Source organism: Pseudomonas sp. AN3A02 (assembly GCF_011765255.1).
GTDB lineage: Bacteria > Pseudomonadota > Gammaproteobacteria > Pseudomonadales > Pseudomonadaceae > Aquipseudomonas.
Window position 1 is genome coordinate 91558 of the sequence record NZ_JAARNI010000015.1, and the last position, 24243, is coordinate 115800.

Annotated in this window: 23 protein-coding genes; 14 read left to right on the top strand and 9 right to left on the bottom strand. The window is 61.9% G+C overall.

Annotation, left to right across the window (positions count from 1 at the left end):
• Positions 1 to 48: 48 nt before the first annotated feature.
• The 4 genes from HBJ59_RS30010 (at position 49) to HBJ59_RS30025 (ending at position 3906) form a co-directional block, all read left to right on the top strand.
• Complete coding sequence (locus HBJ59_RS30010) at positions 49 to 1059, top strand: sulfate ABC transporter substrate-binding protein (protein ID WP_003218143.1); 1011 nt, start codon at positions 49 to 51, stop codon at positions 1057 to 1059.
• Between the two features lie 158 nt (positions 1060 to 1217).
• Positions 1218 to 2036, top strand: a complete 819-nt coding sequence (cysT, locus tag HBJ59_RS30015) for a sulfate ABC transporter permease subunit CysT (RefSeq protein WP_076015547.1) — start codon at positions 1218 to 1220, stop codon at positions 2034 to 2036.
• 13 nt (positions 2037 to 2049) lie between these two features.
• Positions 2050 to 2922, top strand: a complete 873-nt coding sequence (gene cysW, locus HBJ59_RS30020; protein WP_167665657.1) for a sulfate ABC transporter permease subunit CysW — start codon at positions 2050 to 2052, stop codon at positions 2920 to 2922.
• Positions 2923 to 2925: 3 nt separating this feature from the next.
• Positions 2926 to 3906: a sulfate/molybdate ABC transporter ATP-binding protein gene (locus tag HBJ59_RS30025; protein WP_063033633.1), complete on the top strand. Its 981-nt coding sequence runs from the start codon at positions 2926 to 2928 to the stop codon at positions 3904 to 3906.
• Positions 3907 to 4026: 120 nt separating this feature from the next.
• Here HBJ59_RS30025 and HBJ59_RS30030 read toward each other — a convergent pair whose 3' ends face one another.
• Entirely contained in the window at positions 4027 to 4551 is a 525-nt protein-coding gene (locus HBJ59_RS30030; protein WP_167665658.1) for a DUF962 domain-containing protein, read from the bottom strand.
• An 83-nt stretch (positions 4552 to 4634) separates the two neighbouring features.
• On the opposite strand from HBJ59_RS30030, the gene HBJ59_RS30035 reads away from it, so the two are divergent.
• Positions 4635 to 5321 (top strand): Crp/Fnr family transcriptional regulator, encoded by a 687-nt coding sequence (locus HBJ59_RS30035; protein WP_167665659.1) that lies wholly within the window; start codon positions 4635 to 4637, stop codon positions 5319 to 5321.
• A gap of 38 nt (positions 5322 to 5359) precedes the next feature.
• Positions 5360 to 5725: a response regulator transcription factor gene (locus HBJ59_RS30040; protein WP_076015543.1), complete on the top strand. Its 366-nt coding sequence runs from the start codon at positions 5360 to 5362 to the stop codon at positions 5723 to 5725.
• Between the two features lie 145 nt (positions 5726 to 5870).
• Here HBJ59_RS30040 and HBJ59_RS30045 read toward each other — a convergent pair whose 3' ends face one another.
• Positions 5871 to 6875, bottom strand: a complete 1005-nt coding sequence (locus tag HBJ59_RS30045; protein ID WP_167665660.1) for an AraC family transcriptional regulator — start codon at positions 6873 to 6875, stop codon at positions 5871 to 5873.
• Between the two features lie 101 nt (positions 6876 to 6976).
• On the opposite strand from HBJ59_RS30045, the gene HBJ59_RS30050 reads away from it, so the two are divergent.
• A complete protein-coding gene (locus HBJ59_RS30050; protein WP_167665661.1) occupies positions 6977 to 8056 on the top strand; it encodes a fatty acid desaturase in 1080 nt (359 codons plus the stop codon).
• 13 nt (positions 8057 to 8069) lie between these two features.
• Here HBJ59_RS30050 and HBJ59_RS30055 read toward each other — a convergent pair whose 3' ends face one another.
• Positions 8070 to 8885 (bottom strand): ABC transporter ATP-binding protein, encoded by an 816-nt coding sequence (locus tag HBJ59_RS30055; RefSeq protein ID WP_167665662.1) that lies wholly within the window; start codon positions 8883 to 8885, stop codon positions 8070 to 8072.
• Positions 8882 to 10480: an ABC transporter permease gene (locus tag HBJ59_RS30060; protein WP_167665663.1), complete on the bottom strand. Its 1599-nt coding sequence runs from the start codon at positions 10478 to 10480 to the stop codon at positions 8882 to 8884. The genes HBJ59_RS30055 and HBJ59_RS30060 overlap by 4 nt, the downstream gene beginning before the upstream one ends.
• Before the next feature lie 286 nt (positions 10481 to 10766).
• Between HBJ59_RS30060 and HBJ59_RS30065 the strand changes: the two genes are divergently transcribed.
• Positions 10767 to 11768 carry an ABC transporter substrate-binding protein gene (locus HBJ59_RS30065; RefSeq protein ID WP_167665664.1) on the top strand — a complete coding sequence of 334 codons (1002 nt, stop codon included), beginning with the start codon at positions 10767 to 10769 and terminating at the stop codon, positions 11766 to 11768.
• A 51-nt stretch (positions 11769 to 11819) separates the two neighbouring features.
• Here the strand turns inward: HBJ59_RS30065 and HBJ59_RS30070 are convergent, their stop codons facing one another.
• Positions 11820 to 12740 carry a LysR family transcriptional regulator gene (locus tag HBJ59_RS30070; protein ID WP_076015537.1) on the bottom strand — a complete coding sequence of 307 codons (921 nt, stop codon included), beginning with the start codon at positions 12738 to 12740 and terminating at the stop codon, positions 11820 to 11822.
• 183 nt (positions 12741 to 12923) lie between these two features.
• Between HBJ59_RS30070 and HBJ59_RS30075 the strand changes: the two genes are divergently transcribed.
• Entirely contained in the window at positions 12924 to 13829 is a 906-nt protein-coding gene (locus HBJ59_RS30075) for a TauD/TfdA family dioxygenase (RefSeq protein WP_167665665.1), read from the top strand.
• Positions 13830 to 13961: 132 nt separating this feature from the next.
• Here the strand turns inward: HBJ59_RS30075 and HBJ59_RS30080 are convergent, their stop codons facing one another.
• Both HBJ59_RS30080 and HBJ59_RS30085 read right to left on the bottom strand, forming a co-directional pair.
• Complete coding sequence (locus tag HBJ59_RS30080; protein ID WP_167665666.1) at positions 13962 to 15575, bottom strand: alkaline phosphatase family protein; 1614 nt, start codon at positions 15573 to 15575, stop codon at positions 13962 to 13964.
• Positions 15576 to 15783: 208 nt separating this feature from the next.
• Entirely contained in the window at positions 15784 to 16728 is a 945-nt protein-coding gene (locus HBJ59_RS30085) for a LysR family transcriptional regulator (RefSeq protein WP_167665667.1), read from the bottom strand.
• A gap of 155 nt (positions 16729 to 16883) precedes the next feature.
• On the opposite strand from HBJ59_RS30085, the gene HBJ59_RS30090 reads away from it, so the two are divergent.
• Positions 16884 to 19232 (top strand): TonB-dependent receptor, encoded by a 2349-nt coding sequence (locus HBJ59_RS30090; protein ID WP_167665668.1) that lies wholly within the window; start codon positions 16884 to 16886, stop codon positions 19230 to 19232.
• Here the strand turns inward: HBJ59_RS30090 and HBJ59_RS30095 are convergent.
• Together HBJ59_RS30095 and HBJ59_RS30100 are read right to left on the bottom strand one after the other, a co-directional pair.
• Positions 19229 to 20413, bottom strand: a complete 1185-nt coding sequence (locus tag HBJ59_RS30095) for a CynX/NimT family MFS transporter (protein WP_167665669.1) — start codon at positions 20411 to 20413, stop codon at positions 19229 to 19231. The genes HBJ59_RS30090 and HBJ59_RS30095 overlap by 4 nt on opposite strands.
• On the bottom strand, positions 20400 to 20861 hold the full coding sequence (locus HBJ59_RS30100) for a nucleoside deaminase (RefSeq protein ID WP_167665670.1): 462 nt from the start codon (positions 20859 to 20861) through the stop codon (positions 20400 to 20402). Before HBJ59_RS30100 ends, HBJ59_RS30095 begins: the two co-directional genes overlap by 14 nt.
• Before the next feature lie 106 nt (positions 20862 to 20967).
• Between HBJ59_RS30100 and HBJ59_RS30105 the strand changes: the two genes are divergently transcribed.
• The 4 genes from HBJ59_RS30105 to HBJ59_RS30120 all read left to right on the top strand — a co-directional run bounded on the left by HBJ59_RS30105 (position 20968) and on the right by HBJ59_RS30120 (position 24048).
• Positions 20968 to 21819 (top strand): LysR family transcriptional regulator, encoded by an 852-nt coding sequence (locus tag HBJ59_RS30105; RefSeq protein WP_167665671.1) that lies wholly within the window; start codon positions 20968 to 20970, stop codon positions 21817 to 21819.
• A gap of 240 nt (positions 21820 to 22059) precedes the next feature.
• Positions 22060 to 22869 (top strand): energy transducer TonB, encoded by an 810-nt coding sequence (locus HBJ59_RS30110; RefSeq protein WP_167665672.1) that lies wholly within the window; start codon positions 22060 to 22062, stop codon positions 22867 to 22869.
• 50 nt (positions 22870 to 22919) lie between these two features.
• On the top strand, positions 22920 to 23645 hold the full coding sequence (locus HBJ59_RS30115; protein ID WP_167665676.1) for a MotA/TolQ/ExbB proton channel family protein: 726 nt from the start codon (positions 22920 to 22922) through the stop codon (positions 23643 to 23645).
• 1 nt (position 23646) lies between these two features.
• A complete protein-coding gene (locus tag HBJ59_RS30120; RefSeq protein WP_003218118.1) occupies positions 23647 to 24048 on the top strand; it encodes a biopolymer transporter ExbD in 402 nt (133 codons plus the stop codon).
• Positions 24049 to 24243 lie beyond the last annotated feature (195 nt).

A 24243-nucleotide genomic window follows, 5' to 3' on the forward strand; every position in this document is an offset into this window, starting at 1 on the left:
CGCAACTATAAGAAAAAAGCCAACACCCAAGAATTTCAGGAGCCTTCTATGTCGTCGATTCGCCGTTATGCCCTGGCAGCACTGGCCAGTGCCGTGTTTGCCGGTTCCGCCGTTGCCAAGGATTACGAACTGCTCAACGTGTCTTACGACCCGACCCGCGAGCTTTACCAGGACTACAACGCTGAATTCACCAGCTTCTGGAAGCAGTCGCACCCGGGCGACAACGTCAAGATCCAGCAATCCCACGGCGGTTCGGGCAAGCAAGGCCGCGCGGTGATCGACGGCCTACGTGCCGACGTCGTAACCCTGGCCCTGGCCGGTGACATCGACGAAATCGCAAAACTGGGCAAGACCCTGCCGGAAAACTGGCAAACCCGCCTGCCGGACGCCAGCACTCCGTACACCTCGACCATCGTGTTCCTGGTGCGCAAGGGCAACCCTAAAGGCATCAAGGATTGGGGCGACCTGATCAAGAAAGACGTTTCCGTGATCACCCCGAACCCGAAAACCTCCGGCGGCGCCCGCTGGAACTTCCTCGCCGCCTGGGCCTACGGCCTGAAAGCCGGTGGCAGCGAAGCCAAGGCCCAGGAATACGTGAAAGAGCTGTTCAAGCACGTGCCGATCCTCGACACCGGCGCTCGCGGTTCGACCATCACCTTCGTCAACAACGGTCAGGGTGACGTGTTGCTGGCCTGGGAAAACGAAGCCTTCCTGGCCTTGAAAGAAGACGGCGGCGCCGACAAGTTCGACATCGTTGTACCTTCGCTGTCGATCCTCGCCGAGCCGCCAGTGGCCGTGGTCGACAAGAACGCCGAGAAAAAGGGCAACACCGAGATCGCCACCGAATACCTCAAGCACCTGTACAGCCCGGCTGGCCAGGAGATTGCGGCGAAGAACTTCTACCGCCCACGCGATGAGAAAGTCGCCGCCAAATACGCCCAGCAGTTCCCGAAACTGGACCTGGTGACTATCGACAAAGACTTCGGCGGCTGGAAAACTGCCCAACCGAAATTCTTCAATGACGGTGGCGTGTTCGACCAGATCTACTCGGCCCAGTAAGAGCGAGCTTGCTCGCGAAAAACTTCATGACGCCGCGTGCTTGCTGACTGCCCGCGTTATCGTTGACGTTTTTCGCGGGCAAGCCCGCTCCTACAGGGATCAGGAGCCCGCATTCGTTTGCGGGTTTTGCATGTCCGTTCCGCTAACCAAGGACTCTTATGTCGCGTCGTATCTCCCCCGTCATACCCGGCTTCGGGCTGACGCTGGGCTACACCGTGGTGTACCTCAGCCTGATCGTACTCATCCCCCTGGCGGCGATGTTTGTACATGCCGCTCAACTCACCTGGGATCAGTTCTGGAACATCATCACCGCACCCCGCGTGCTGGCGGCGTTGAAACTGAGCTTCGGCACGGCGTTTTGCGCAGCGATCATCAACGGCATCATCGGTACCCTGCTGGCCTGGGTGCTGGTGCGCTACACCTTCCCGGGTCGAAAAATCATCGATGCGATGATCGACCTGCCGTTCGCCCTGCCCACCGCCGTCGCCGGTATTGCGCTCACCGCGCTGTACACGCCCACCGGCCTGGTGGGCCAGTTCGCCGCCGACCTGGGCTTCAAGATCGCCTACACCCCCTTGGGCATCACGCTGGCGCTGACCTTCGTCACGCTGCCATTCGTGGTGCGTACCGTGCAGCCGGTATTGGCCGATATCCCCCGGGAAATCGAAGAAGCCGCCGCCTGCCTCGGCGCCAAGCCCTTGCAAGTGTTCCGCTATATCCTGGTGCCAGCGCTGCTGCCGGCCTGGTTGACCGGCTTTGCGTTGGCCTTCGCCCGCGGTGTGGGTGAATACGGTTCGGTGATTTTCATCGCCGGCAACATGCCGATGAAAACCGAGATCCTGCCGCTGCTGATCATGGTCAAGCTCGACCAATACGACTACACCGGCGCCACTGCCATCGGCGTGATGATGCTGGTGGTTTCCTTTGTCCTGCTGCTGCTGATCAACTTGTTGCAGCGGCGCATCGAAACCCCATAAGGAGGCGCGGAACATGTCCCAATCGTCTATTTCCGCCGCCTCGTCGGCGAACGCTGCCCGCCGTGGCAGTGCTGTATCCCGGCGCATCCTGATCAGCCTTGGCTGGTTGATCTTCGCGCTGTTTCTGCTGCTGCCGCTGTTTATCGTGGTGTCCCAGGGCCTGAAAAATGGCCTGGGTGCATTCTTCACGGCAATCCTTGAGCCGGACGCGCTGTCGGCGCTGAAACTCACGGTGATCGCCGTGGCGATTTCGGTACCGCTCAACCTGGTCTTCGGTGTCAGTGCCGCCTGGTGCGTGAGCAAGTACTCGTTCCGTGGCAAAAGTATCCTGGTGACCCTGATCGACCTGCCGTTCTCGGTATCGCCGGTGATCGCCGGCCTGGTCTACGTGTTGATGTTCGGCGCTCAGGGCTTCTTTGGCCCGTGGCTGCAAGACCATGACATCCAGATCGTGTTTGCCTTGCCGGGTATCGTGCTGGCGACCATCTTCGTCACCGTGCCGTTCGTGGCCCGTGAGCTGATCCCGCTGATGCAGGAGCAGGGTACCCAGGAAGAAGAGGCCGCGCGCCTGCTGGGCGCCAACGGTTGGCAGATGTTCTGGCATGTCACCGTGCCGAACATCAAGTGGGGTCTGATCTACGGCGTGGTGTTGTGTACCGCGCGGGCCATGGGTGAGTTCGGTGCGGTGTCGGTGGTGTCCGGCCACATTCGCGGCGTAACCAACACCTTGCCGCTGCACGTCGAGATCCTCTACAACGAATACAACCACGTCGCCGCGTTTGCCGTCGCGAGTCTGTTGCTGATCCTGGCGCTCTTCATCCTGCTGCTCAAGCAGTGGAGCGAGAACCGTATTAACCGCCTGCGCGCCGGTGCGGCTGAGGAATAAGTCATGTCGATCGAAGTCCGTAATGTCAGCAAGAATTTCAACGCCTTCAAGGCCCTGAACAGCATCAACCTGGACATCCAGAGTGGCGAGCTGGTGGCGTTGCTGGGCCCGTCCGGCTGCGGCAAGACCACCTTGCTGCGGATCATCGCCGGGCTCGAAACCCCGGATGCCGGCAGCATTGTGTTCCACGGTGAAGACGTCTCCGGCCACGACGTGCGTGATCGTAACGTCGGCTTTGTGTTCCAGCATTACGCGCTGTTCCGCCACATGACGGTGTTCGACAACGTCGCGTTCGGCCTGCGCATGAAACCGAAAAACCAGCGCCCCACAGAAAGCCAGATCGCGGTAAAAGTCCATGAGTTGCTGAACATGGTGCAGCTCGATTGGCTGTCGGATCGCTACCCGGAACAACTCTCCGGCGGCCAGCGCCAGCGTATCGCCCTGGCCCGCGCCCTGGCGGTAGAGCCTAAAGTGCTGCTGCTGGACGAACCGTTCGGCGCCCTGGATGCCAAGGTTCGTAAAGAACTGCGCCGCTGGCTGGCGCGGCTGCACGAAGACATCAACCTGACCTCGGTCTTCGTGACCCACGACCAGGAAGAAGCCATGGAAGTGGCGGACCGCATCGTGGTGATGAACAAGGGTGTGATCGAGCAGATCGGCTCACCGGGCGAAGTCTACGAAAACCCGGCCAGTGATTTCGTTTATCACTTCCTTGGGGATTCGAACCGCCTGCATTTGGGTGAAGACAAGCACGTGCTGTTCCGCCCGCATGAAGTGTCGCTGTCACGCCATGAGCTGGAAGACCACCACGCGGCTGAAGTGCGTGATATTCGCCCGCTTGGCGCGACTACCCGGGTGACCCTGAAGGTCGAAGGCCAGAGCGAACTGATCGAGGCCGAAGTGGTGAAAGACCACGACAGCCTGACCGGCCTGGCACGGGGCGAGACGTTGTTCTTCAAACCCAAGGTCTGGCAAAAAGCCTAAGACCGATGCAACCCACTGTAGGAGCGAGCTTGCTCGCGAAAATCGTTAACGATAACGCATTCATGCTGGATGAACGCGGCGCTCTCTGGTTTTTCGCGAGCAAGCTCGCTCCTACAGTGGTCAGGCGGCGACATTTTTCTGATTTGTCCGCACCGGCCCAGAACGCTCTTCAATCTGCCGCTTCAGGTCATGCCGCAGCCCCACCAGAAACGCCAACTCCGCCACCACAAACAACGGCCCCACGATCAACCCGGACACGTCATCGACAAATGCCGGCTTGCGCCCCTCGTAGTAATGCCCCACAAACTGGATCACCCAGCCCACCACGAACATGCCGATGCCGCTGCTCAGCCACACCAGCGTGCTTTGCGCCGCCAGCACATGCCCGGCCCACACCGACAGGCCCATCAGCACCGTCATCAGCACACCGAGTGCCAGCTCCAGGCGCAAATAGAACCACGCCGAGAACAGTGCCAGCAGCACCGCAGGCGACAGCCAGAGCCCGGCCACCGTCCATTCGGGGCGTGACAGCAGCACGGCCACCGCCACCACAATCAGCGGGATGCCGATAAAGTGGCTGGCGATATTGCGCGGGTCACGGTGGTAGGCGGCGTATTGACTGAGATGGTCGACGAGGCTTTTCATTGTTGTTCCTCCTGTAGGATGTTTGATCATGCCCTGTAGGCCCGCGACACACTGTCAACTGGCCGACAATCTTCGGAGTTCGGATGGATGTAGAGAAGTGGCACCCACGGCTGGCCACCGGTCACTGGTACAGCCATCTGCCTGCTGACTTACAGAATAGCTTGCTGGTCAGCGCCCGGTTGCGGCAGCTGACGGCGGGGCAATACCTGTTCAAGCGCGGTGACCCACCGTGTGGGTTGTACGCGGTGCTGGAAGGCTCCCTGCGCATCAGCGCGGTGAACGAGCAGGGCAAGGAGGCAGTGTTGAGCCTGGCGGAGTTGCCATACTGGTTCGGCGAGATCTCCCTGTTCGACGGGTTGCCCCGCACCCACGATGCCTGCGCCGCAGGGCCTTGTACGTTGTTGCAGGTGCCGCAGCCGGCCTTGCTGCACATCCTTGAACAGACTCCGCGTTACTGGCGCGACATGGCCCTGCTGATGAGCCAGAAGCTGCGCCTGACCTTTATCAATATCGAGCAATTGAGCCTGATGCCGGCGTCGGTACGGGTAGCGCACCGCTTGCTGATGATCGCCGAAGGCTACGGCGACATCGAGCAGGTGCGGCAGGTGCTGCAACTGCCCCAGGAAGACCTCGCCGCGATGTTGAGCCTGTCGCGCCAGACCACCAACGCGTTGCTCAAGAACCTGCAGAGCCAAGGCATCCTGCGCCTGGGCTATGGCGAGATCGAAATCCTCGACCCGCAGCGTTTGCGCGAGGCGGCGCACGCCTGAGGGTGGTAGCCTGCGTTCACGATTATTCGAGGTGTGTTATGCGCGTCCTGTTGGTGGAACACGAGTCAGAGGCGGCAGAGGCGATGGGCCGCAGTCTTGAAGAGGCCAGTTACACGGTGGAGGTGGCGGCCAATGGCATGGCGGCCCTGCGCTTTGTGGAAAACACCGAATACGACCTGGTGATCCTGGATGTGATGCTGCCGGGGTTGAATGCCTGGAAGCTGCAGCAGGCGATTCGGTTGAAAGGTGAGACACCGATGCTGTTTTTGACCACGCCTGACGGGATTGAAGACCGGCTGCGTGGGCTGGAATTGCATGAGGATGATTATTTGCTCAAGCCGTTTGAGGCCCGGGCGTTGGTGGCGCGGGTGAAGAAAGTGTTGCGGCGGGATCGTGGGCGCTGACTGATTCTGGCTTTTGTGGTGTTTGATCGACCGCTTTCGCGAGCAAGCCCGCTTCCACATTTGACCGCATTCCAAAGGATGTACTCGGTCAAATGTGGGAGCGGGCTTGCTCGCGAAGAGGCCCACACAGCCACCGCAACTCCAGCTACCTCAACCCATCCCGAAACTGCCCCGGCGTGATCCCGGTCCAGCGCTTGAACGCCCGGTTGAAACTGCTGGTATCGGCAAACCCCAACAAATGACTGATCTCCGCCAGCGAGCACTCGGGGTCCCGCAGGTGCAGCAGCGCGAGGTTCTCCCGGCACTCATTGAGCAGCGCATCAAACCGGCAGCCCTCATCCGCCAAGTGCCGCTGCAAGCTGCGCAAACTCAAATGCAACGCCTGGGCGATGCGCTCGGCACTCGGCTCACCGTCGGGTAACTGCGCTTCAATGGCCGAACGCACTTTGCGCTCCCAGGTCAGCGGTCGCAGTTGTGCCAAGGTGCGCTTGAGTACGGTTTCATTGTGTTCGGCCAACTCCGGGTTGGCATCATCCAGATGACTGTCAAAGTCCTGGGCGGCGAATTCCAGACGGTCTTCCTCGGCGGCGAAAAACACGGGTGCACGAAACACCGTGTGCCACGGCTTGGGATCGGCCGGCTCGGGCCGTCTCAGGTATACCGCCAGCGGTGCATAATCCCGGCCCAGGCGATTACGGCAGGTACGCACATAAATCGCCGCGAATGCATCAATCGCCTCAAACGCCGGTGCGGGTGTGCCGGCAGGCTGTTGCAGGCGAAAACGATAACGATCACCCTCCCGGCTAAGCTCCAGGCTCAGGGCGTCGCTGACCACCTGGTGATAGCGGACGATCCGCTCGAACACTTCCCGCAGGCTGCCGCTGGCCACCAGCGCGTAACCCAGCGCATGAAAGGTGGTTGGGCTGACAAACCGCGACACCCGCAAACCAATCGCCGGGTCGCCACTGGCCTGCACCGCCAGTTCCCAAAGACGCGTGGTGGCCGACAACGGATAGCGCGCGTTGGGATCGTCCATCTGCTGCGGGTCGAGCCCGGCCTGGGCGCACAACGCGGCGCTGTCGAGGCCCAGGGCGTCGAGCTGCTTGCGCAGGGCGCGGGTCCAGCTGGCGAGGGAGGTCGGTTCGTTCATGTTGATTGGCGCTTGCGGTCAACAGGTTGGCGTGTGGGGCTAGCGTCCCGCCAGATCGCATAGGGCAGGATGTACGCATCAATAAGACAGAGGATGGAAGCATGGACGGTACTTCTGCAAGCCCCCGGCAGATGAACGCACAACAGCGGTCAGCGCATATTCGTGAAGTGGTGCTGGCCGAGGGCCTGTTATTGCGCGAGCGCCACCCGTGGCTGCTGCATCAGGACGCGTTGGGCGCGGGCATCCTGGCCTTTGCTCTGGTGGGCATGCTGGGTTCAGCGTCGCTGTATATCACCGGGCACATGGCGTGGTGGGTGTGCCTGCTGCTCAACGCGTTCCTCGCGTCATTGACCCACGAGCTGGAACACGACCTGATCCACAGCATGTACTTTCGCAAGCAACGCCTGCCCCACAACCTGATGATGGGCCTGGTGTGGCTGGCGCGACCCAGCACCATCAACCCTTGGGTGCGACGCCACATCCACCTCAACCACCACAAGGTGTCCGGCAGCGAAACCGATATCGAAGAGCGTGCAATCACCAACGGTGAACCGTGGGGCCTGGCCCGGTTGCTGATGGTCGGCGACAACATCATGTCGGCGCTGATCCGGGTGCTGCGCGCACCGACCTGGAAGCACAAGCTGGGCATTCTCAAGCGCACGGCGCTGGTCTACGCACCGCTGGCGCTGCTGCATTGGGGCGCGTGGTATGTGTTCCTGGGCTTTCATGCCGCCAATGGCATCGCCAGCCTGCTGGGCGCGCCAATCGACTGGTCAGCCAACACGCTGGCAGTGATGCACATCATCGACATCGCCGCCGTGGTGATCATCGGGCCCAACGTGCTGCGCACCTTCTGCCTGCACTTTGTCAGCTCCAACATGCACTACTACGGTGACATCGAGCAGGGCAATGTGATCCAGCAAACCCAGGTGCTCAACCCGTGGTGGTTGTGGCCGTTGCAGGCGTTCTGCTTCAACTTCGGCAGCACCCACGGGATTCATCATTTCGTGGTCAAGGAACCGTTCTACATCCGCCAGATGACGGTGAAAACGGCGCACAAGGTGATGGCTGAAATGGGCGTGCGATTCAACGATTTCGGCACCTTTGCCCGGGCCAATCGGTTTGAGCGCGCCACCCATTCATCGGTGGCGATCAATCCGGCTGAAACGGCGACGCACTGAGGATTACTCCTGGTTAGCAGGCAATAAAGGCCAGGGGCAGGTCGCGGATCTGTTCGCGCAGCGGCGGCTGGTAGTGGTCGTCGCTGATCAGTTCGTGCAGCAGTTCTTCCCGCAACTGATGGAAGTCGAAACTGCTGCGCTGGCGCGGATGGGGCAGGGCGATGTCCACCACCTGCTTGATCCGCCCTGGGCGGGGCTCCATGACCACCACGCGGTCGGCGAGAAAAATCGCCTCTTCCACGTCGTGGGTCACCAGGATCGTGGTGATTTTCGCCCGCGCGCGGATGGCCAGCAGCTCGTCCTGCATCTGCTGGCGGGTCAGGGCGTCGAGGGCTCCGAAGGGTTCGTCCAGCAGCAGGATGCGCGGGCTGGCCACCAGGCCGCGGGCAATTGCCACCCGTTGTGCCATGCCGCCGGACAGTTGGTGCGGGTAGGCCCGAGTGAAATCGGTGAGGCCCACCAGCTCGATAAAATCGCCGATGCGCTGCTGCTTTTCGGCAACGCTCAGGGGCTCGTTGACCAGGCCCAGGCCGATGTTTTCTTCCACCGTCAGCCAAGGGAACAAACGGTGTTCCTGGAACACGATGCCGCGCTCGCCACCAATCCCGCTGACGGCCTTGCCATCGACGCTGATCTGGCCGCGAAACTGTGTGTCCAGGCCCACCAGCAAGCGCAGCAGGGTGGATTTTCCACAGCCGCTGGAGCCGACGATCGCAACGAACTCACCTTCGGCGATATCCAGGTTGAATTCGCGTATGGCCTCCAGTTCGAAGCCGTCGACGTCAAAGGATTTGCCCACATGGGTGAAGCTGACGATAGGTGCGTTCATGCGTGTCTCCAGCGCGTGGCGCGGGTTTCGATGCGTTGGCCGATAAGGTTGAGAGCGGCGCCGGTGAGGCCCACCAGGAGCATGCCGCTCATGATCAGGTCCATGCGCAGCAGTTGCTGGGCACCGATCATCAGGCTGCCGATGCCGCCGTTGGACGGCATGAAATATTCAGCGCCGATGGTGCCCAGCCAGGCGTAGATCAGGCTCAGGCGCAGGCCGGCAAAAATCCCCGCTGCCGCACCCGGCAGCACCAGGCGGCGCAGGCGCTGGCCGAGGCTCAAGCGCAACACCTGAGCTGCTTCATTCAGTTGTGGGGACAGGTTGAGCACGCTGCGTTGAGTGGCGATAAACAGCGGGAAAAACGCGGCCAGGGCGATGAACACCCACTTGGCCAATTCGCCGAGGCCGAACCAGGCAGTGAGCAGCGGGACCCAGGCGAAAATCGCAATCTGGCGCAGGGCGGCGAGCGTCGGGCCGAGTACCCGTTCACTGGTGCGCGACAGGCCCAGCAGCAAGCCGACGATGAAGCCCAGGCCGCCGCCCAGTACCAACCCACCCAAGGTGCGCCCGAGGCTCAGGGCCAGGGCGCTGACCAGGCTCATGTCCAGCACCCCGGCCACCGTGGTTTGCAGGACGGCCCATGGGCTGACCAGGATGTTCGGATCCACCCAGGCCTGCTGTGTTGCCAGTTGCCACAGCGCCACTAAACCCAGCGGCAGCAGCCATGGTTGCAGGCGTTGCCAGCCTTGGTAGCGCGGGCCACGGCGAATCTGTGCGGTGGCCGGATGCGGCCAGTGCACCCACTTGCGGTCCAGCCAGCCGACGCCGCGGTCCATGACCACGCCCAGCACGCCGATCACCACGATGCACACGAAGACGATATCCAGCATGAACAGCTGCCGCGCCCACACCATCAGGTAGCCGATGCCCTCACTGGAGGCCAGCAGCTCCACGGCCAGCAACGAGGTCCAGCCGGCGGCCAGGGCCAGGCGCACACCGGCCATGAACGCCGGCAATGCGGCCGGCAGAATCAGGCGACGGATCAACAAGTGAGAGGGCAGGCGCAGCACCCGTGCCGCTTCACGCAGGCCGGGCTGGGCGTCGCGCACCCCCACCAGCGTATGCAGGGTGACCGGCACCACAATGGCCTTCACCAGCACCACCAGCTTGAGGGTTTCGCCAATTCCGAAAAACACCATGAATAGCGGGATCCAGGCCAGGGTCGGGACCTGCGACAAGGCGCTGAACGTCGGGAACACCAGGCGCTCCGCTCGGGGACTGAAACCCAGCAGCGCCCCCAGCAATGCCCCGGCACTCACCCCCGCCAGCAAGCCCCAAAACAGCCGTTGCAGGCTGATCGCCAAGTGGCTCCACAATTCGCCGCCGGCCAACTCCACCGCGCTGCTCCAGACCAGCGACGGTGCGGGCAGGATCTGCTCGCTCATCCAGTGATTGCGGCTGGCCAACCACCATAGGGCGAACAACACCAGCGGCAGCAGCCAGGGCAACAGGTGTTCGCCCAGTTGCGGCCAACGTGGCTGCCGCCCTTGGGCAGGGGCCGCCAGTGGCAGGCTCAACAGCGAGATTCGGGCCATGGATGACCTCCGTTGTCCGGTGGGCTTTATGTTTTTTTGATCTTATAAACAAACAATCAAGACGATTGAGGGATAAGAAAAACCATTTAAAGCCGCTACCTGACACGCATCCAATGCATTTGGAGAATATTTTCCATGCTGTTGATGCATAGCCTTCTGGGGCCTGCGTTTGGCTGCCTATAGATCTGAAAGCTATTAAATTGTGAATTTATAGTATTTATAGTTTTGACCCGCTTATGCCTACTTTCTGCTCCCCAGGCTACCGCCGCCCTCAGGAGCACCCCCTATGAAGCTGCCCTTCAAACGCTTGATCACCCTCGTTGCCGGCACGGCGTTGGCCGGGCTGGTGCAGGCTGCCGACCTTAAGGAAATCCGGATTGCCGTGCCCGACCTCACCGCCGGTACTCAACACAGCGGCGGCGGGGTGGTGGACGTGCTGCGCCAACAGCAGATCTTCGAAAAGGCCTTCGCCGACCAGGGCATCAAGATCCAGTGGAATTTCTTCAAGGGCGCGGGCCCCGTGATCAATGAAGCCTTCGCCAATGGCCAGGTGGACCTGGCCTACCTGGGCGACCTGGCGGCAATCATCGGCAAATCCAACGGCCTCGACACGCGCCTGTTGAGTGCCAGCGCCCGAGGCGTCAAACATTATCTGGGGGTGGTGCCGGGTTCGGGCATCAAGACCCTGCAGGACCTCAAGGGCAAGCGCGTTGCGGTGTTCCGCGGCACCGCCAGCCAACTGTCATTCGACAGCGCATTGGCCAGTCAGGGCTTGAGTGAAAAAGACCTGAAAGTCATCAACCTGGACTTCAATGCCGCCGTCGCCGCACTGGCCGCCAAGCAGATCGACGCCACCTGGGGCAGTTCGGGCCTGAGCGCATTGCAGGCCAAGGGCCTGGCCGAAATCCCGTTGAGCACCAAGGACCTGGGCGACGCCGGCAGTATCCAGAGCGTGCTTGTGGGCAGTGGCAAGTTTGTCGATGAGCATCCCGAAGCCGTGGCCACATTGCTCAAGGCGCAGCAGCAAGCAGTGCAATGGCTGACCGATGACAGCAACAAGCAGGCCTACATCCAGTTGGTGTCGGGGCTGGCCAGCTATCCACCGGTGATTCTCACCAACGATTTGCAAGACCAGAAACTCAGCGAGATATTCCCGTCGACCCTCGACCCGGTGTTCCTCGCCAAATTGCAGGACAAGGTGGACCTGGCATCGCAGCAGCGGTTGATCCGCAAGCCGTTCCAGGTGAGCGATTGGGTGGCGCCGAAGTTGGCGGCCGCCGGAATCTGAAGGCCCCCTATCGCAAGCTTCCTTCGTAGCGGGAGTGAGTGTGGCGGTGCACTAGACCGCCACACTCACCTCCTGCTGATCCACTGCCACCAGCGTCTCGATCATCGCCTTGGCCGCCGGCGACAAGCGAAAACCGGTGCGGCTGACGATCCCGCAACGAGCATTCAGGCTCTCCAGGTTCTGTGGCAGGTTGCGCCAGTGCAGCAGCACCAGCTCACCTTTGGCAATGTCCTCGGCAAACGCCTCTTCGGTGCCCACGCCAATCGCATTCGACTGCAACACGATCTTCACCAATGCCGGGAAGTGTTCGGTGTGAATGCTCGGTGAGAAATCCATGCGCCCGCTGAGATTCGCCAGCAGTTTGCGAGTGCCTTGGGAAATCAGCGGCGCGGCCAACGGGTAATCAAACATGTCGTTGGTCGACAGGCTGTCCTTGGCCAGCAGCGGGTGCCCCGGGCGGCAGAAAAACACCCCGCGTTTGGGCGTCAGTGGCCGGGTCTGAAAGTTCGGGTCGGACTCGAACTGGCGGATGTCGGCGATAAAAAATTCGATCTCTTCACGGCTCAGGCTACGGCTGAGTTTTTCCCAGTTATCCACCTGGAAACTGGTGCGGATTTTCGGGTGCGCGGTGATAAACCGCGCCACCGCATCCGGCACCAGTTTCACCGCCGGCGCCGGGCCGCAACCGAAGCGCAGTTCGCCCGCATCGAGCTTGGTCATGCGCGTGACTTCGCTGCTCAACAAGGCTGCGCCGTGCACCAGGGTCAGGGCGTGTTGCAACACCACCTGGCCTTCGGGCGTGGGGCGCAGGTCCTTGTTGCCACGGTCTACCAGCACGCAGCCGAACTCCTGTTCCAGCCCCTGGATGCTACGGCTGAACGCCGGTTGGGTGATGCCCATGGCGTCGGCAGCACGCACAAAACTGCGGTGCTCGTTGAGGGCAATGAAGTAGCGCAGTTGGCGAAGATCCATATGCTTTCCTGGCATTTTAAAAATAGGTCGAAGGCATTTGCGACCGGGGGAGCTGAGGTTTTAAATGCAAGCTCTTATTCCGTCAACGAAGCATTCGTTCATTTGCTAGACCTAAAATGCATATGAATAGAGCCTTGTTGCACGCTACTCCCAACCGAAAGCTGGCACATGAGGGTCATCACCATGAGCAACGCCGCACTAGCTGTTCAACCCGTCGCCCTGGCGCTGGATATCCACCCGGTGGCCGGACGCATCGGCGCCGAGATCCGTGGCATCACCTTATCCGGCGGGCTGGACGCCGCCACTGTCGACGCCATCCAGCAGGCGCTGGTGCAGTACAAGGTGATCTTCTTCCGCGAGCAGACCCACCTCGATGACCAGAGCCAGGAAGCCTTCGCCCACTTGCTCGGCGAGCCGATTGCCCACCCCACCGTTCCAGTGCGCGACGGCACGCGGTTCCTGCTGGAACTGGACGGCGCCCGTGGCCAGCGCGCCAACTCGTGGCACACCGACGTAACCTTCGTTGATGCCTACCCGAAAGCCTCGATCCTGCGTTCGGTGCTGGCGCCAGCCTCCGGTGGTGACACCGTCTGGGCCAACACCGCAGCGGCCTACAACGACCTGAGTGCCGAACTGCGCGAACTGGCGGACAAGCTCTGGGCCGTGCACAGCAACGAATACGACTACGCCGCGCGCAAGCCGGATGTGTCGCCGGAGAAGCTGGAGGAGTACCGCAAGATCTTCACCTCGACGGTCTACGAGACCGAGCACCCGGTGGTGCGTGTGCACCCGGTCAGCGGCGAAAAAACCCTGCTGCTGGGGCACTTCGTCAAACGCCTGAAGGGCTATTCGCAGGTGGATTCGGCGCACCTGTTCAACCTTCTGCAAAGCCACGTCACTCGCTTGGAGAACACCGTGCGCTGGCGCTGGAACACCGGCGACGTGGCGATCTGGGACAACCGCGCCACCCAGCATTACGCAGTGGACGACTATGGCACCCAGGAACGCATCGTGCGCCGGGTAACGCTCAAGGGCGATGTGCCGGTGAGCGTGCAGGGGCAGCGTAGCCAGACCACCCGCGGCCTATAACGCCAACGCAAATCCCTGTGGCGAGGGAGCTTGCTCCCGCTGGGGCGCGAAGCGGCCCCAAAAAAATGGGACTGCTACGCAGTCCAGCGGGAGCAAGCTCCCTCGCCACAAAAGCTTATCGGTCGTTTCGGGTCACCAGACCCCGATCTGCACCACCTTCTCCGCTTCCGGCTCTCCATACCTGAACCATTGGCCACGCAGATCAATCTCGGCGTGGCTAATGGTGGTGCGCCGTTTCAAGCCTCGCAGCCATTCGAACAGATAACCCCGATGCGCCTCGCGCACATCCGCGTGCGCCGGGTCGGTGCCCAGGTCATGCAATTCCTGCGGGTCATTCTGCAAGTCGAACAACTGCGCGCGGTAACCGTCGTAGGCCAGGTATTTCCAGCGTTCGCTGCGCACCATGGTCATGCGGCAGCGGTCGATGGGCTGGTCCAGGCGTTCCCGAGCCGGGGCCTGGAAGGCGTAGTCGTATTCGGCGATGGCGTAGCGGCGCCAGGTGATGTTTTCACCGTGCAGCAGCGGAATCAGCGAGCGGCCCTCCAGGCGGTGTTCGGCACCGGGTAACCCCAGCGCGTGCAGGAAAGTCGGCAGGGCATCGATGGTTTCCACCAGGCGCTCGTCCACCGAGCCACGGGTGATATCGGCGGCAGCCCGAGGGTCGCGCACGATCAGCGGAATACCCACTGCAGGCTCCAGCAGGAATTCCTTTTCACCGAGGAAATGATCGCCGAGGAAGTCACCATGATCGCTGGTAAACACGATCAACGTGTCGTCCCAGCGGCCATTGCTTTCGAGAAAATCAAACAGCCGGCCGAGTTGATCGTCCACCTGCTTGATCAGGCCCATGTAGGTCGGGATCACGTTAAGCCGCACTTCATCCCGGGAGAAATTCAGGCTCTCCTGATGCTGGCGGAAGGCGTGGTACACCGGGTGATCACTTTCCTTTCCGGGCGCCGGCCGAATCGGCGCCTGCACATGCTCAGCGGAGTACAGCGCGTGGTACGGCGCCGGGGCGATGTAGGGCCAGTGAGGCTTGATGTACGACAGGTGCAGGCACCACGGTTGCTCGCCTTGCTCGGTGATGAAGTCGATGGCGCGGTCGGTGGTGTAGACGGTTTCCGAGTGCTGTTCATCCACCCGCGCCGGCAGGTGAGCGTTGCGCATGTGCCAGCCGCTGAGGATTTCCCCGGATTTACCGGCCGCCGCATTTGCCCATTCGTGCCAGGGGTTGGTGCCGTCGTAGCCCTGTTCGCGCAAGTAGTGGGTGTAGGGCGCGGATTCACGTTTTTCGGTGAACAGCGGGCTGTCGGGGAAGATCCCGTCGTGACGGAAATAGGCTTCGAAGCCGACCTCATTCAGCGGTTCTGCCTGGGCACTGTCGGGGTCGATGTCCAGGCGTTGCAGGGCTTCGAGATTGGGCGTGGCGTGGGTCTTGCCCACCAGTGCAGTACGGATGCCGTGGGGCCGCAAATAGTCACCGATGGTCAGTTCTTCCAAGGGCAGTGGCACCGCGTTCCAAGCCACCTGATGGCTGCTGACATAGCGTCCGGTATAGGCCGACATCCGCGACGGGCCGCAAATCGTGCCTTGGGTGTAGGCCCGGCTGAAGCGCACGCCGGCGGCGGCCAGGCGGTCGATGTTGGGGGTGTGCAGATGGGCGTGGCCATAGCACGACAGGTAATCGCGGCGCAGTTGGTCGCACATGATGTACAGCACATTGCGCACGGGTTTGGGTTGGGACATGAGGCTTCACCGAACGGAGGACAGGCGAACGATTTCGCCGCTTGGCGGGCCTTGAAGCAAGTGCATTTGGGGAATGGGTTTTATGCAGTGAGTGCATTTGTTTGGCGACTAACGCTTTCGCGAGCAAGCCCGCTCCCACATTCGATCGCGTTTCTACAGGATGTACGCGGTGAAGTGTGGGAGCGGGCTTGCTCGCGAAGGCGGTCGCTCAGACAGCAAAATTCTCCAGCGCGCACACCTCTTCATCCTGCTCATCAATCACCTTGATCTGCTCGATCATCGCCTCCGCCAGCGGTGACAGCCGATACCCCGCACGACTGACAATCCCATAGCGGGTGTAGCGCTCCTCCAGGTCTTCCGCCAAACCTTCAATTCGCAGGCACACCAGCTCGCCACGGGCCATGTGCAGTACGTCGCTGTTGGCGCTGACGATGCCGATAGCGTCCGAACGCAGCACCACGCCCAGCAGGCTGTAGCCGTTTTCGCATTCGACGTTGGGCGTGTAGTCGGGTCGGCCGCTGAGGTCGACGATGACCTTGCGCGGGTTCGGCGGGCGAATCGTCACCGCCAGCGGATAGCTCATCAGCTCGGCGGCAGTCACGCTTTCCAGCTCCGCCAACGGGTGCCCGGCGCGGCAGCAGAAGTGCCATTTGCGCGGGCGCAAGCGGTGGGTCTGGTAATCCGGGTGGGCCTCGAAATGCCGGGTGTCGGCGACGAAAAATTCGAACTCTTCGCTGAGCAGGCGCTTGCTCAGGCTTTGCCAGTCGTCCACCTGGAACTGCACCCGGGCCTTGGGGTAGCGCCCGATAAAACTGCCGATGGCCCTCGGGATCAAACCTGCCGCTGGCGCCGGGCCGCAACCGAAGCGCAGCTCACCCGCCTCCAGCCCGTTGAACTGGCTGATCTCATTCGCCAGTTGCTGGGCGCCGCTGACCAGCCGCCGCGCATGTTCGAGTAGCACCTGGCCTTGTTTGGTCGGCGCCAGGTCCTTGCGGCCACGGTCTACCAGCTGGCAACCGGCGCTGAGTTCCAGCGCCTGGATGCTGCGGCTGAAGGCCGATTGCGACAGGTTCACGGTCACCGCTGCCGCGACAAAACTGCGTTGCTCGGCAAGAGCGATGAAGTGGCGAAGTTGGCGCAGGTCGATATGCATTTTTCACATTGAAAATATCGGGGAAATGCATTGGCTATGCATTAGGTCGACTCCTTATAAAGGCTATCTCTTATGCAGTAAATGTTTGTAAAAACATAAATAAATAGCCTTTAGGAATATGCGATCCAGCGTATTTCCTGACACCGGAGCCGCTTATGAGCCTGTTGAATCGCGCTGTCCCTCCCTCTCCCTGGCGCCTTAAACGCCTGCCGATGGCGTTGTTGCTGGCGGGCAGTGCCGGTTGGTCCAGCAGCCAGGCGGCCGATGAGCCCGCGCCGGCGCCCAAGGGTGAGAACGCCAGTGGACAGTTGGAAACGGTCACGGTGACGGCGCGGCGGCGTACCGAAAGTGCCCAGGACGTGCCCACGCCCATGAGCGTGATCGGCGGCCAGGCCCTGGAGAGCCAGCGGGTCTACCGGATTCAGGATTTGCAGCAACTGGTGCCCAGCGTCAACGTCGCCTACATGCATGCGCGCCAGTCCAGCGTGTCGATTCGCGGGCTGGGGAACAACCCGGCCAGTGACGGCCTGGAAGGCAGTGTGGGGCTGTACATCGACAACGTGTACCTGGGGCGGCCGGGGATGGCCGTGTTCGACTTGATGGACATCGAACAGCTCGAGGTTCTGCGCGGTCCCCAAGGCACGCTGTTCGGCAAGAACACCACCGCCGGGGTGATCAATATCAGCACCCGCGCGCCGAGTTTTACCCCGGAGCGCAGCATTGAGACTTCCTTGGGCGAGGACGGTTATTTCCAGACCAAAGGCACGATTTCCGGCCCGCTGACCGAGGATCTGGCGGGCCGTTTTTCCGCGTACCGCACCCGCAGCGACGGCGACATCAAGAACGAGTACGACGGCCACGACCTCAATGGCGGCTCGCGCCAAGGTTTTCGCGGCCAACTGCTGTACAAGCCCAGCGACACGTTCAACCTGCGCTGGATCGGCGACTACAACGAAGAGGATTCCAGCGCCGGCACCCGCGTGCTGTACAGCACCGGGCCGACCATCAATGGCACCAACCTGTATCAATCGCGGGCGGCGGCGGCAGGCGCGACCCTTGTCGACGGCACGCACCGCAAGGTCAACCTCGACAGCGACCAGCACGTCACCGTGTTTCAGGGCGGCACTTCGCTGGAAGCCAACTGGACGCTGCCCAGCGACTTCACCCTGACCTCGGTCAGCTCCTACCGCTGGTGGAATTTCACCCCGCGCAACGACGACGGTCTCAATGTACCGGCCTCCTACAACGCCGGCGTGTCGGTGGAAGACAAGCAGTGGTCCCAGGAATTTCGCCTGGCTTCGCCCACCGGTGGCTTCTTCGATTACGTGCTCGGCGCCTACTACTTCGGCTCCGACCTGGACAACAAATCCTTCGCCTATTACGGGCCCAAGGCCGACATCTGGAACGGCACGCCCACGGGCGCCTTGAACAACGTCAGCAGCGTGGGCAACGGGCATATCCGCACCGACAGTTTTGCGCTGTTCGCCCAAGGCACCTGGCACCTGACCGAGCGCCTGGACTTCACCGCCGGCCTGCGGGGTACCTATGAACAGAAAAGTGCCTGGGTCACGCGCAACGCACCTATTGGCGGCGCTGCGGTGACCGGTGCGGCGGCGACTGCACGGCGCGGTCGAACGGGGGCATATGACTCCGGCGACCTCAACCAATACAGCACCAGCCCGTCCGGTTTGTTGAACCTCAGCTATCGGTTCAACGACGACTTGCTGGGCTACGCCACCTTGTCCCATGGCGAGAAATCCGGCGGGGTCAACCTGGCGGTCGGCTCCGCACCCACCGCCGGCCCGGACTCGCTGTTGATCGGTACCGAGCGCGCCAACAATGCCGAATTGGGTTTCAAAAGCACCCTGTGGGACCGCCGCCTGCAACTCAACGCCAACCTGTTCTGGACCCAGGTCAACGGCTACCAGACCAACGCCTACGACGACAGCAACCGCGTGCAGTACCTGACCAACGCCGGCTCGGTGCGCTCACGGGGCGTGGAGGTGGAGAGCACGCTTATCCCGATCAAGGGCCTGACGCTCAACATCAACGGCTCGTACAACGACGTGCAGTACCTGTCGTACAAAGATGCGCCGTGCCCGCCGGAAGTCAGCCTGCGCCCGGGCGCGCCGGCTTCGTGCGACTTAAGTGGCCATCAGGTGGTGGGCGCTTCGAAGTGGATCGCCAACGCCAATGGCGAATACAAATGGAACCTGGATAACGGCTTCGAACCCTACGTCACCGCCAGTTATGCGTTCCGCTCCAAGGCGGTGGGCACGGTTGAAGATTCCGATTACGGGCAGATCCCGGCGTACGCGGTGGTCAACCTCTCCACCGGCCTGCGAGGTAACTACCAGCAAGGGCAGTGGGACGTGTCGTTGTGGCTGAAGAACGCGTTCGACAAGACCTACTACACCACCCTGTGGACCGGCGGTAACGGGGGGTATGAAGGGCTGTTGGGCACCCCGCGCACGCTTGGGGTGACCGGGCGTTACGACTTCTAGGCCGCCACGGGAGCGGGGCGATAAGTCGCCGGGCTGAACACCCGCGTGAGTATCAGCATCGCCACCACCGTCAGCGTCAGCACCAGCCAGGCGCTGACGAAACTGCCGGTCAGTTCCCGCAGCCAGCCAGTCAGCCATGGCGAGATGGCGTTGATCAAAAAGCCCACGCCCTGGACGAACGCGGCCAGTTGGCCGGCTTCCCGAGGGTCGCGGCGGTGGTCCAGGGTCAGCAGCAGGCTCAGGGCGAAACACGCGCCCAGGCCGAAGCCGATCAACGCCACCCACAGGTGCGGGAATTCCAGCGGCGCTGCCAGCAGGCCGATATAGCCCACGGTCTGGGCCAGCAGGCTGATGCTCAGCAGCGGCCGACGATCAATGCCGCGTTGCGCCAGTGCGGGCATCAACAGCGCGGCGATCACCTGGAAGATCGTCATGAACGCCAGCAGCGAACCACTGGGCAATACGTCCCAACCCAACTGCTGATAGTAGGCCGGCAACCACGCGACCATGCTCATGTAGCCGCAATTCACCAGGCCGAAATACAGCGCCAGCAACCACGCCCGACGGTTGCGCAGGCCCTGGAACGGCGCTGTCACCTGCGGGTTTTTCGCCGCGCCCAATGGCAGCCACGCCCACAGCAACAGCGCGCCCAGGGCCGGTAGCAGCCAGATCCCGAGCCCCGCCTGCCAGTGCTGGAAATGCCCCGCCACCCACGGGCTGAGCAGCGCCGCCAAGCCACCGCCGCCCATCAGCGACGCCGAGTAAACCCCCATCGCCAGCGGCACGCGCTGGTGAAACTGGCGCTTGATCATCGCCGGCACCAGCGCCTGGATCAGCGCCACACCCGCGCCGCCGAACAATGCCGTGGCCAGCAACGCCGGCGCCTGGCCAAACAGCCAGCGTGCGAGGCACGCCAGCAGGATCATCATCAAACCCAGGGCGATCCCGCGACGTTCTCCCAGCTTCGCCTCCAGGCGCACACCCACCAACGCCACCAGCCCCATGCAAATCACTGGCAGACTGGTGAGCAGGGCGCTGCTCTGGAAACTCAGCCCGGTGGCCAAGCGGATTTCCCCCAGCAATGGGCTGATGGAGCTGAGGATGGGCCGCAGGTTCAGGCCCAGCACTACCAGCAAACCCCAGCCGGCGAGTTTGCCGGCGAACGAATTATTCAGCGTCATGCAGGGCCTGCCATTCACCGTAAAGGGCTTGCATCGCCGCCTGTGGCAGATGCTGCACGGGCAATTTTTGCTCCGCCAAAGGCAACGTCATTTGCTGGTAGATCGCCGCTGTCGACAGGCCAAAAGGTGCTGCCACTTCGTTGCTGGCGGCGAATACCACGCGGGACACGCCGCACAGGTACATCGCACTCAGGCACATCGGGCAGGGCTGGCCGCTGGCGTAGATCACGCAGCCTTCCAGGCGCGGGCCGAGTTGTTGGCTGGCGGCGCGGATGGCGAGCATCTCGGCGTGGGCGGTGGGGTCCTGGCTCAAGTGGATTTCGTTGACCGCTTCCACGAGCACCTTGCCGTCGCGCACCAGGACCGCACCAAACGGGCGGCCACCGGCGGCTACGTTCGCCTTCGCCAGTTGCACGGCGTGATGCAGATGCTGCTGATCGTCAGTCATGGAAAACCCCTCGTGCGCAATGAGGCGTGAAGTATGGGCAGCCGCCGGAGTATTCTGAAATTAAATATAACCATGCCAATCAGTGGCAAATGGAATGGTGAGGCTCATGTTCGATCCCGTCTTATTGCGCAGCTTTGTTGCCGTCGTCGATTGCGGCAATTTCACCCGCGCGGCTGAGCGCCTGCATCTGACCCAGTCCACGGTCAGCCAACAGATCCGCCGCCTCGAAGACGCACTCGGCAGCCAGGTGCTCGACCGTGATCAGCGTCGCGTGGTGGCCACGGTGGAGGGTGAACGCTTGCTGGCTTATGCGCGGCGCATCCTGGCGCTGCACGAAGAGGCGGCTGACGTGCTGATCAACCAGCAGAGCGATGGCGTGCTGCGCCTCGCGGTGCCCGAGGACTTTGCGGCTGAGCGCTTGATGCCATTGCTGTCGGCGTTTGTGCAGGCTTATCCACGGGTGCGCCTGGAGGTCACCAGCGGCTTGGGGCCGGAGTTGCTGCGGGATTATCGCGGCGGTGAATTCGACGTGCTGCTGGTCAAGCAAATGGGCGACAGTGATGACTGCCTGGCGTCTTGGCCAGAGCCGTTGTGCTGGGTCGACAGCCGCAGTGCGCCCTCTCTGGGACGTGATCCGTTGCCGCTGGTGGCGTTTCCTGCCGGTGGCCTGTATCGCAATGAAATGTTGCATCACTTGGAGGTGGGTGGCTGGCGCTGGCGCATCGGTTATTCCAGCGCGAGCCTGGCCAGCGTGTGTTCGGCGGTGGCGGCGGGGCTGGGAATCAGTTTGCTGCCGGTGCGGGTCTTGCAGCCCGGGCATGTGGTGTTGGGCGCAGACAGCGGTTTGCCGGCGGTGCAGGGTGTGCGGCTGGCGCTGTATGGCCGCAATGGTCTGGGCGCGGCGGGGCAGGCGTTGCTGCGCCAATTGCAGGATTTATGTGCCAGCAATCCCCGCTGAGCCATGCCTTCAGCGAATATTTTGTATGCCTCAAAAGCATTCGAATTTTACGCCTCGGCGCCAGCCCGCGCAGGCCGTGGCTTTGGCGTATCTGGATGTTTCGGTTATTCAATTTGGATCTATCTATAACTTTAAAGATTACTTTAAGAGATAAGCGTCTGGCCCCGATGATTCAGCCCTCGACGGCCGCCAAGGCAGGCCCGTCGGTTTTTTTGCTTAAGACCGCAGGGGAGTTAATCAATGGGCAATGTCCAGACCGCCGCCAGTGCACAAGAGGCGCAATGGCGCCACGCACCGGGTGGTGAGTTGGTCGACCTTGGCCGGCCGCATCGCGCGCCGTTGGGGCAGTTGCGTACGCAGAAAACCCCCAAGGGTGTGCTGAGTCGGCGTGAAGCGATCCTGTTGGGGATTCTCGCGTTGGCCTTGCATGGTGCGGTGATCTATTGGGTCAGCCAGAAGCCAACCCCGGTGCTGCCGATTGTGCCGCCGGAAATTCCGCCAATGACGATCGAATTTTCCCAGCCGGCGCCGCCGGTTGTGGAGCCGCCACCGCCCGTGCCGCCACCGCCGCCACCACCGGTTGTCGAGCCACCGCCACCGGTGGTTGATGAATTGGCCGCCAAGCCGGCGCCGAAAAAGATTCCGAAACCCAAGCCGGTACCGAAGCCTGTGCCCAAGCCCGCACCGAAACCGGTCGCTGAGCAGCCGCCCGCGCCGCCTGTACCTGCGCCACCGGCTCCAGCACCCGCACCGCCTGCGCCAGCGCCGGTAACACCGGCCTCGGCCAACGCCGCGTACCTGAAGAACCCGGCGCCCGAATACCCGTCACTGGCCCAGCGCCGGGGTTGGGAAGGCACGGTGTTGTTGCGGGTGCATGTATTGGCCACCGGCAAACCGGGTGAGATCCAGATTCAGAAAAGCAGTGGTCGCCAGCAGCTCGACGACGCCGCACTGGCTGCCGTGAAGCGCTGGAGTTTTGTACCGGCCAAGCAGGGCGATGTGGCCCAGGACGGCTGGGTCAGCGTACCGATCGATTTCAAGATTCATTAATTATTGGATGCGGTGTGTTGGACACATCGCGACCTGCACAGAGGGAATACATCATGGCATTAGCATCTCCAACTGAGTCCATCGAAAGCGCGGTGATCTGGCTGCTGGTGGTTTTTTCGGTCGCCACCTGGGGCTTGGCCCTGCTCAAGGGCGTCCAGTTCGGCCGCCTCAAGTCCCAGGATCGCAAATTCCATAAACAGTTCTGGGCGGCCTCCAGTCTGGATTCGGCCGCTGAACTGGCGGAAACCAGGCCGGGCGCTGCCGCTCGTGTGGCCCAGGCCGGTTACGCCGCGATTCAGGTGGGTGAGGCGCCACACGCTGCTGACCTGAGCCAGGCGATCAATCATCAGGACCGTTTGGAACGTGCACTGCGCCAACAAATTGTGCGTGAGCGTCGCTCCCTGGAAACCGGCCTGGCGGTGGTCGCGAGTATCGGCAGTACGTCGCCGTTTATCGGTCTGTTCGGTACCGTTTGGGGGATCATGGAAGCCTTGAAAGGCATCAGTGCCGCCGGCTCCGCCAGCCTCGAAACCGTGGCGGGGCCGATTGGTGCCGCGTTGGTCGCCACCGGTGTGGGTATCGCCGTCGCGGTGCCGGCGGTGCTGGTTTACAACTACTTCCTGCGTCGCCTGAAACTCACGGCTGCGGACCTGGACGACTTTGCCCATGACTTCTACAGCCTGGCGCAGAAGAACTCGTTTCGTGTGCTGCTGCACCCGACGTTGAGCAAAGCCGGTGCCCAGGGCGGCGTGCAAAAAGTGAAGGAGGCGTCCTGAGATGGCCTTCTCCACGCAAGACAGCGATGAGGTGCTGAGTGAGATCAACGTCACGCCGTTGGTGGATGTGATGTTGGTGCTGCTGGTGGTGTTTATCGTCACGGCGCCGTTGTTGACCAATGCGATTCCGATCAACCTGCCCAAGACTGAGGCCGTGGCGCCGGTGGAGCAGAAAGACCCGCTGGTGGTGAGTATTGATGCTGCGGGCAAACTGTTTATCAACAAGGATGAAATCCAGCCGGATTTGCTGGAATTCAACTTGCAGTCGGCCAAGGCCAAGGACCCGGATGTTCGGGTGCAACTGCAGGCTGACGATGGAGTTAATTATGGCGAAGTGGCGCGAGCCATGGCGTCTATCGAGCGCGCGGGGATTACCAAGCTGTCGGTGATTACTGCACGTTAGTTTCAAATGCCTCGACAATTTTTTTGGCCGTTTCCTTGGCAGGGTGCGGCCTTTTTTTTTGGCTGTGGTTTTAGGGGGCTGGGTACATATCCGTTATTTAGGTAACGGCTACTTATGGTTCCGCTCTTACAGCGGGTCACTTTTGAAAAGCGCAAAAGTAACCAAAACGCTCTGCCCCGCCTGTCGGCACCTCGC

Excerpts from the sequence above, each read along its gene's own strand:
- cysT (WP_076015547.1), top strand. The coding sequence starts at position 1,218 with ATGTCGCGTCGTATCTCCCCCGTCATACCCGGCTTCGGGCTGACGCTG.
- HBJ59_RS30090 (WP_167665668.1), top strand. The coding sequence starts at position 16,884 with ATGAGCCTGTTGAATCGCGCTGTCCCTCCCTCTCCCTGGCGCCTTAAA.
- HBJ59_RS30030 (WP_167665658.1), bottom strand. The coding sequence starts at position 4,551 with ATGAAAAGCCTCGTCGACCATCTCAGTCAATACGCCGCCTACCACCGT.
- cysW (WP_167665657.1), top strand. The coding sequence starts at position 2,050 with ATGTCCCAATCGTCTATTTCCGCCGCCTCGTCGGCGAACGCTGCCCGC.
- HBJ59_RS30105 (WP_167665671.1), top strand. The coding sequence starts at position 20,968 with ATGTTCGATCCCGTCTTATTGCGCAGCTTTGTTGCCGTCGTCGATTGC.
- HBJ59_RS30100 (WP_167665670.1), bottom strand. The coding sequence starts at position 20,861 with ATGACTGACGATCAGCAGCATCTGCATCACGCCGTGCAACTGGCGAAG.
- HBJ59_RS30110 (WP_167665672.1), top strand. The coding sequence starts at position 22,060 with ATGGGCAATGTCCAGACCGCCGCCAGTGCACAAGAGGCGCAATGGCGC.
- HBJ59_RS30120 (WP_003218118.1), top strand. The coding sequence starts at position 23,647 with ATGGCCTTCTCCACGCAAGACAGCGATGAGGTGCTGAGTGAGATCAAC.
- HBJ59_RS30050 (WP_167665661.1), top strand. The coding sequence starts at position 6,977 with ATGGACGGTACTTCTGCAAGCCCCCGGCAGATGAACGCACAACAGCGG.
- HBJ59_RS30010 (WP_003218143.1), top strand. The coding sequence starts at position 49 with ATGTCGTCGATTCGCCGTTATGCCCTGGCAGCACTGGCCAGTGCCGTG.
- HBJ59_RS30070 (WP_076015537.1), bottom strand. The coding sequence starts at position 12,740 with ATGGATCTTCGCCAACTGCGCTACTTCATTGCCCTCAACGAGCACCGC.
- HBJ59_RS30085 (WP_167665667.1), bottom strand. The coding sequence starts at position 16,728 with ATGCATATCGACCTGCGCCAACTTCGCCACTTCATCGCTCTTGCCGAG.
- HBJ59_RS30060 (WP_167665663.1), bottom strand. The coding sequence starts at position 10,480 with ATGGCCCGAATCTCGCTGTTGAGCCTGCCACTGGCGGCCCCTGCCCAA.
- HBJ59_RS30080 (WP_167665666.1), bottom strand. The coding sequence starts at position 15,575 with ATGTCCCAACCCAAACCCGTGCGCAATGTGCTGTACATCATGTGCGAC.
- HBJ59_RS30040 (WP_076015543.1), top strand. The coding sequence starts at position 5,360 with ATGCGCGTCCTGTTGGTGGAACACGAGTCAGAGGCGGCAGAGGCGATG.
- HBJ59_RS30075 (WP_167665665.1), top strand. The coding sequence starts at position 12,924 with ATGAGCAACGCCGCACTAGCTGTTCAACCCGTCGCCCTGGCGCTGGAT.
- HBJ59_RS30035 (WP_167665659.1), top strand. The coding sequence starts at position 4,635 with ATGGATGTAGAGAAGTGGCACCCACGGCTGGCCACCGGTCACTGGTAC.
- HBJ59_RS30045 (WP_167665660.1), bottom strand. The coding sequence starts at position 6,875 with ATGAACGAACCGACCTCCCTCGCCAGCTGGACCCGCGCCCTGCGCAAG.
- HBJ59_RS30055 (WP_167665662.1), bottom strand. The coding sequence starts at position 8,885 with ATGAACGCACCTATCGTCAGCTTCACCCATGTGGGCAAATCCTTTGAC.
- HBJ59_RS30095 (WP_167665669.1), bottom strand. The coding sequence starts at position 20,413 with ATGACGCTGAATAATTCGTTCGCCGGCAAACTCGCCGGCTGGGGTTTG.
- HBJ59_RS30025 (WP_063033633.1), top strand. The coding sequence starts at position 2,926 with ATGTCGATCGAAGTCCGTAATGTCAGCAAGAATTTCAACGCCTTCAAG.
- HBJ59_RS30065 (WP_167665664.1), top strand. The coding sequence starts at position 10,767 with ATGAAGCTGCCCTTCAAACGCTTGATCACCCTCGTTGCCGGCACGGCG.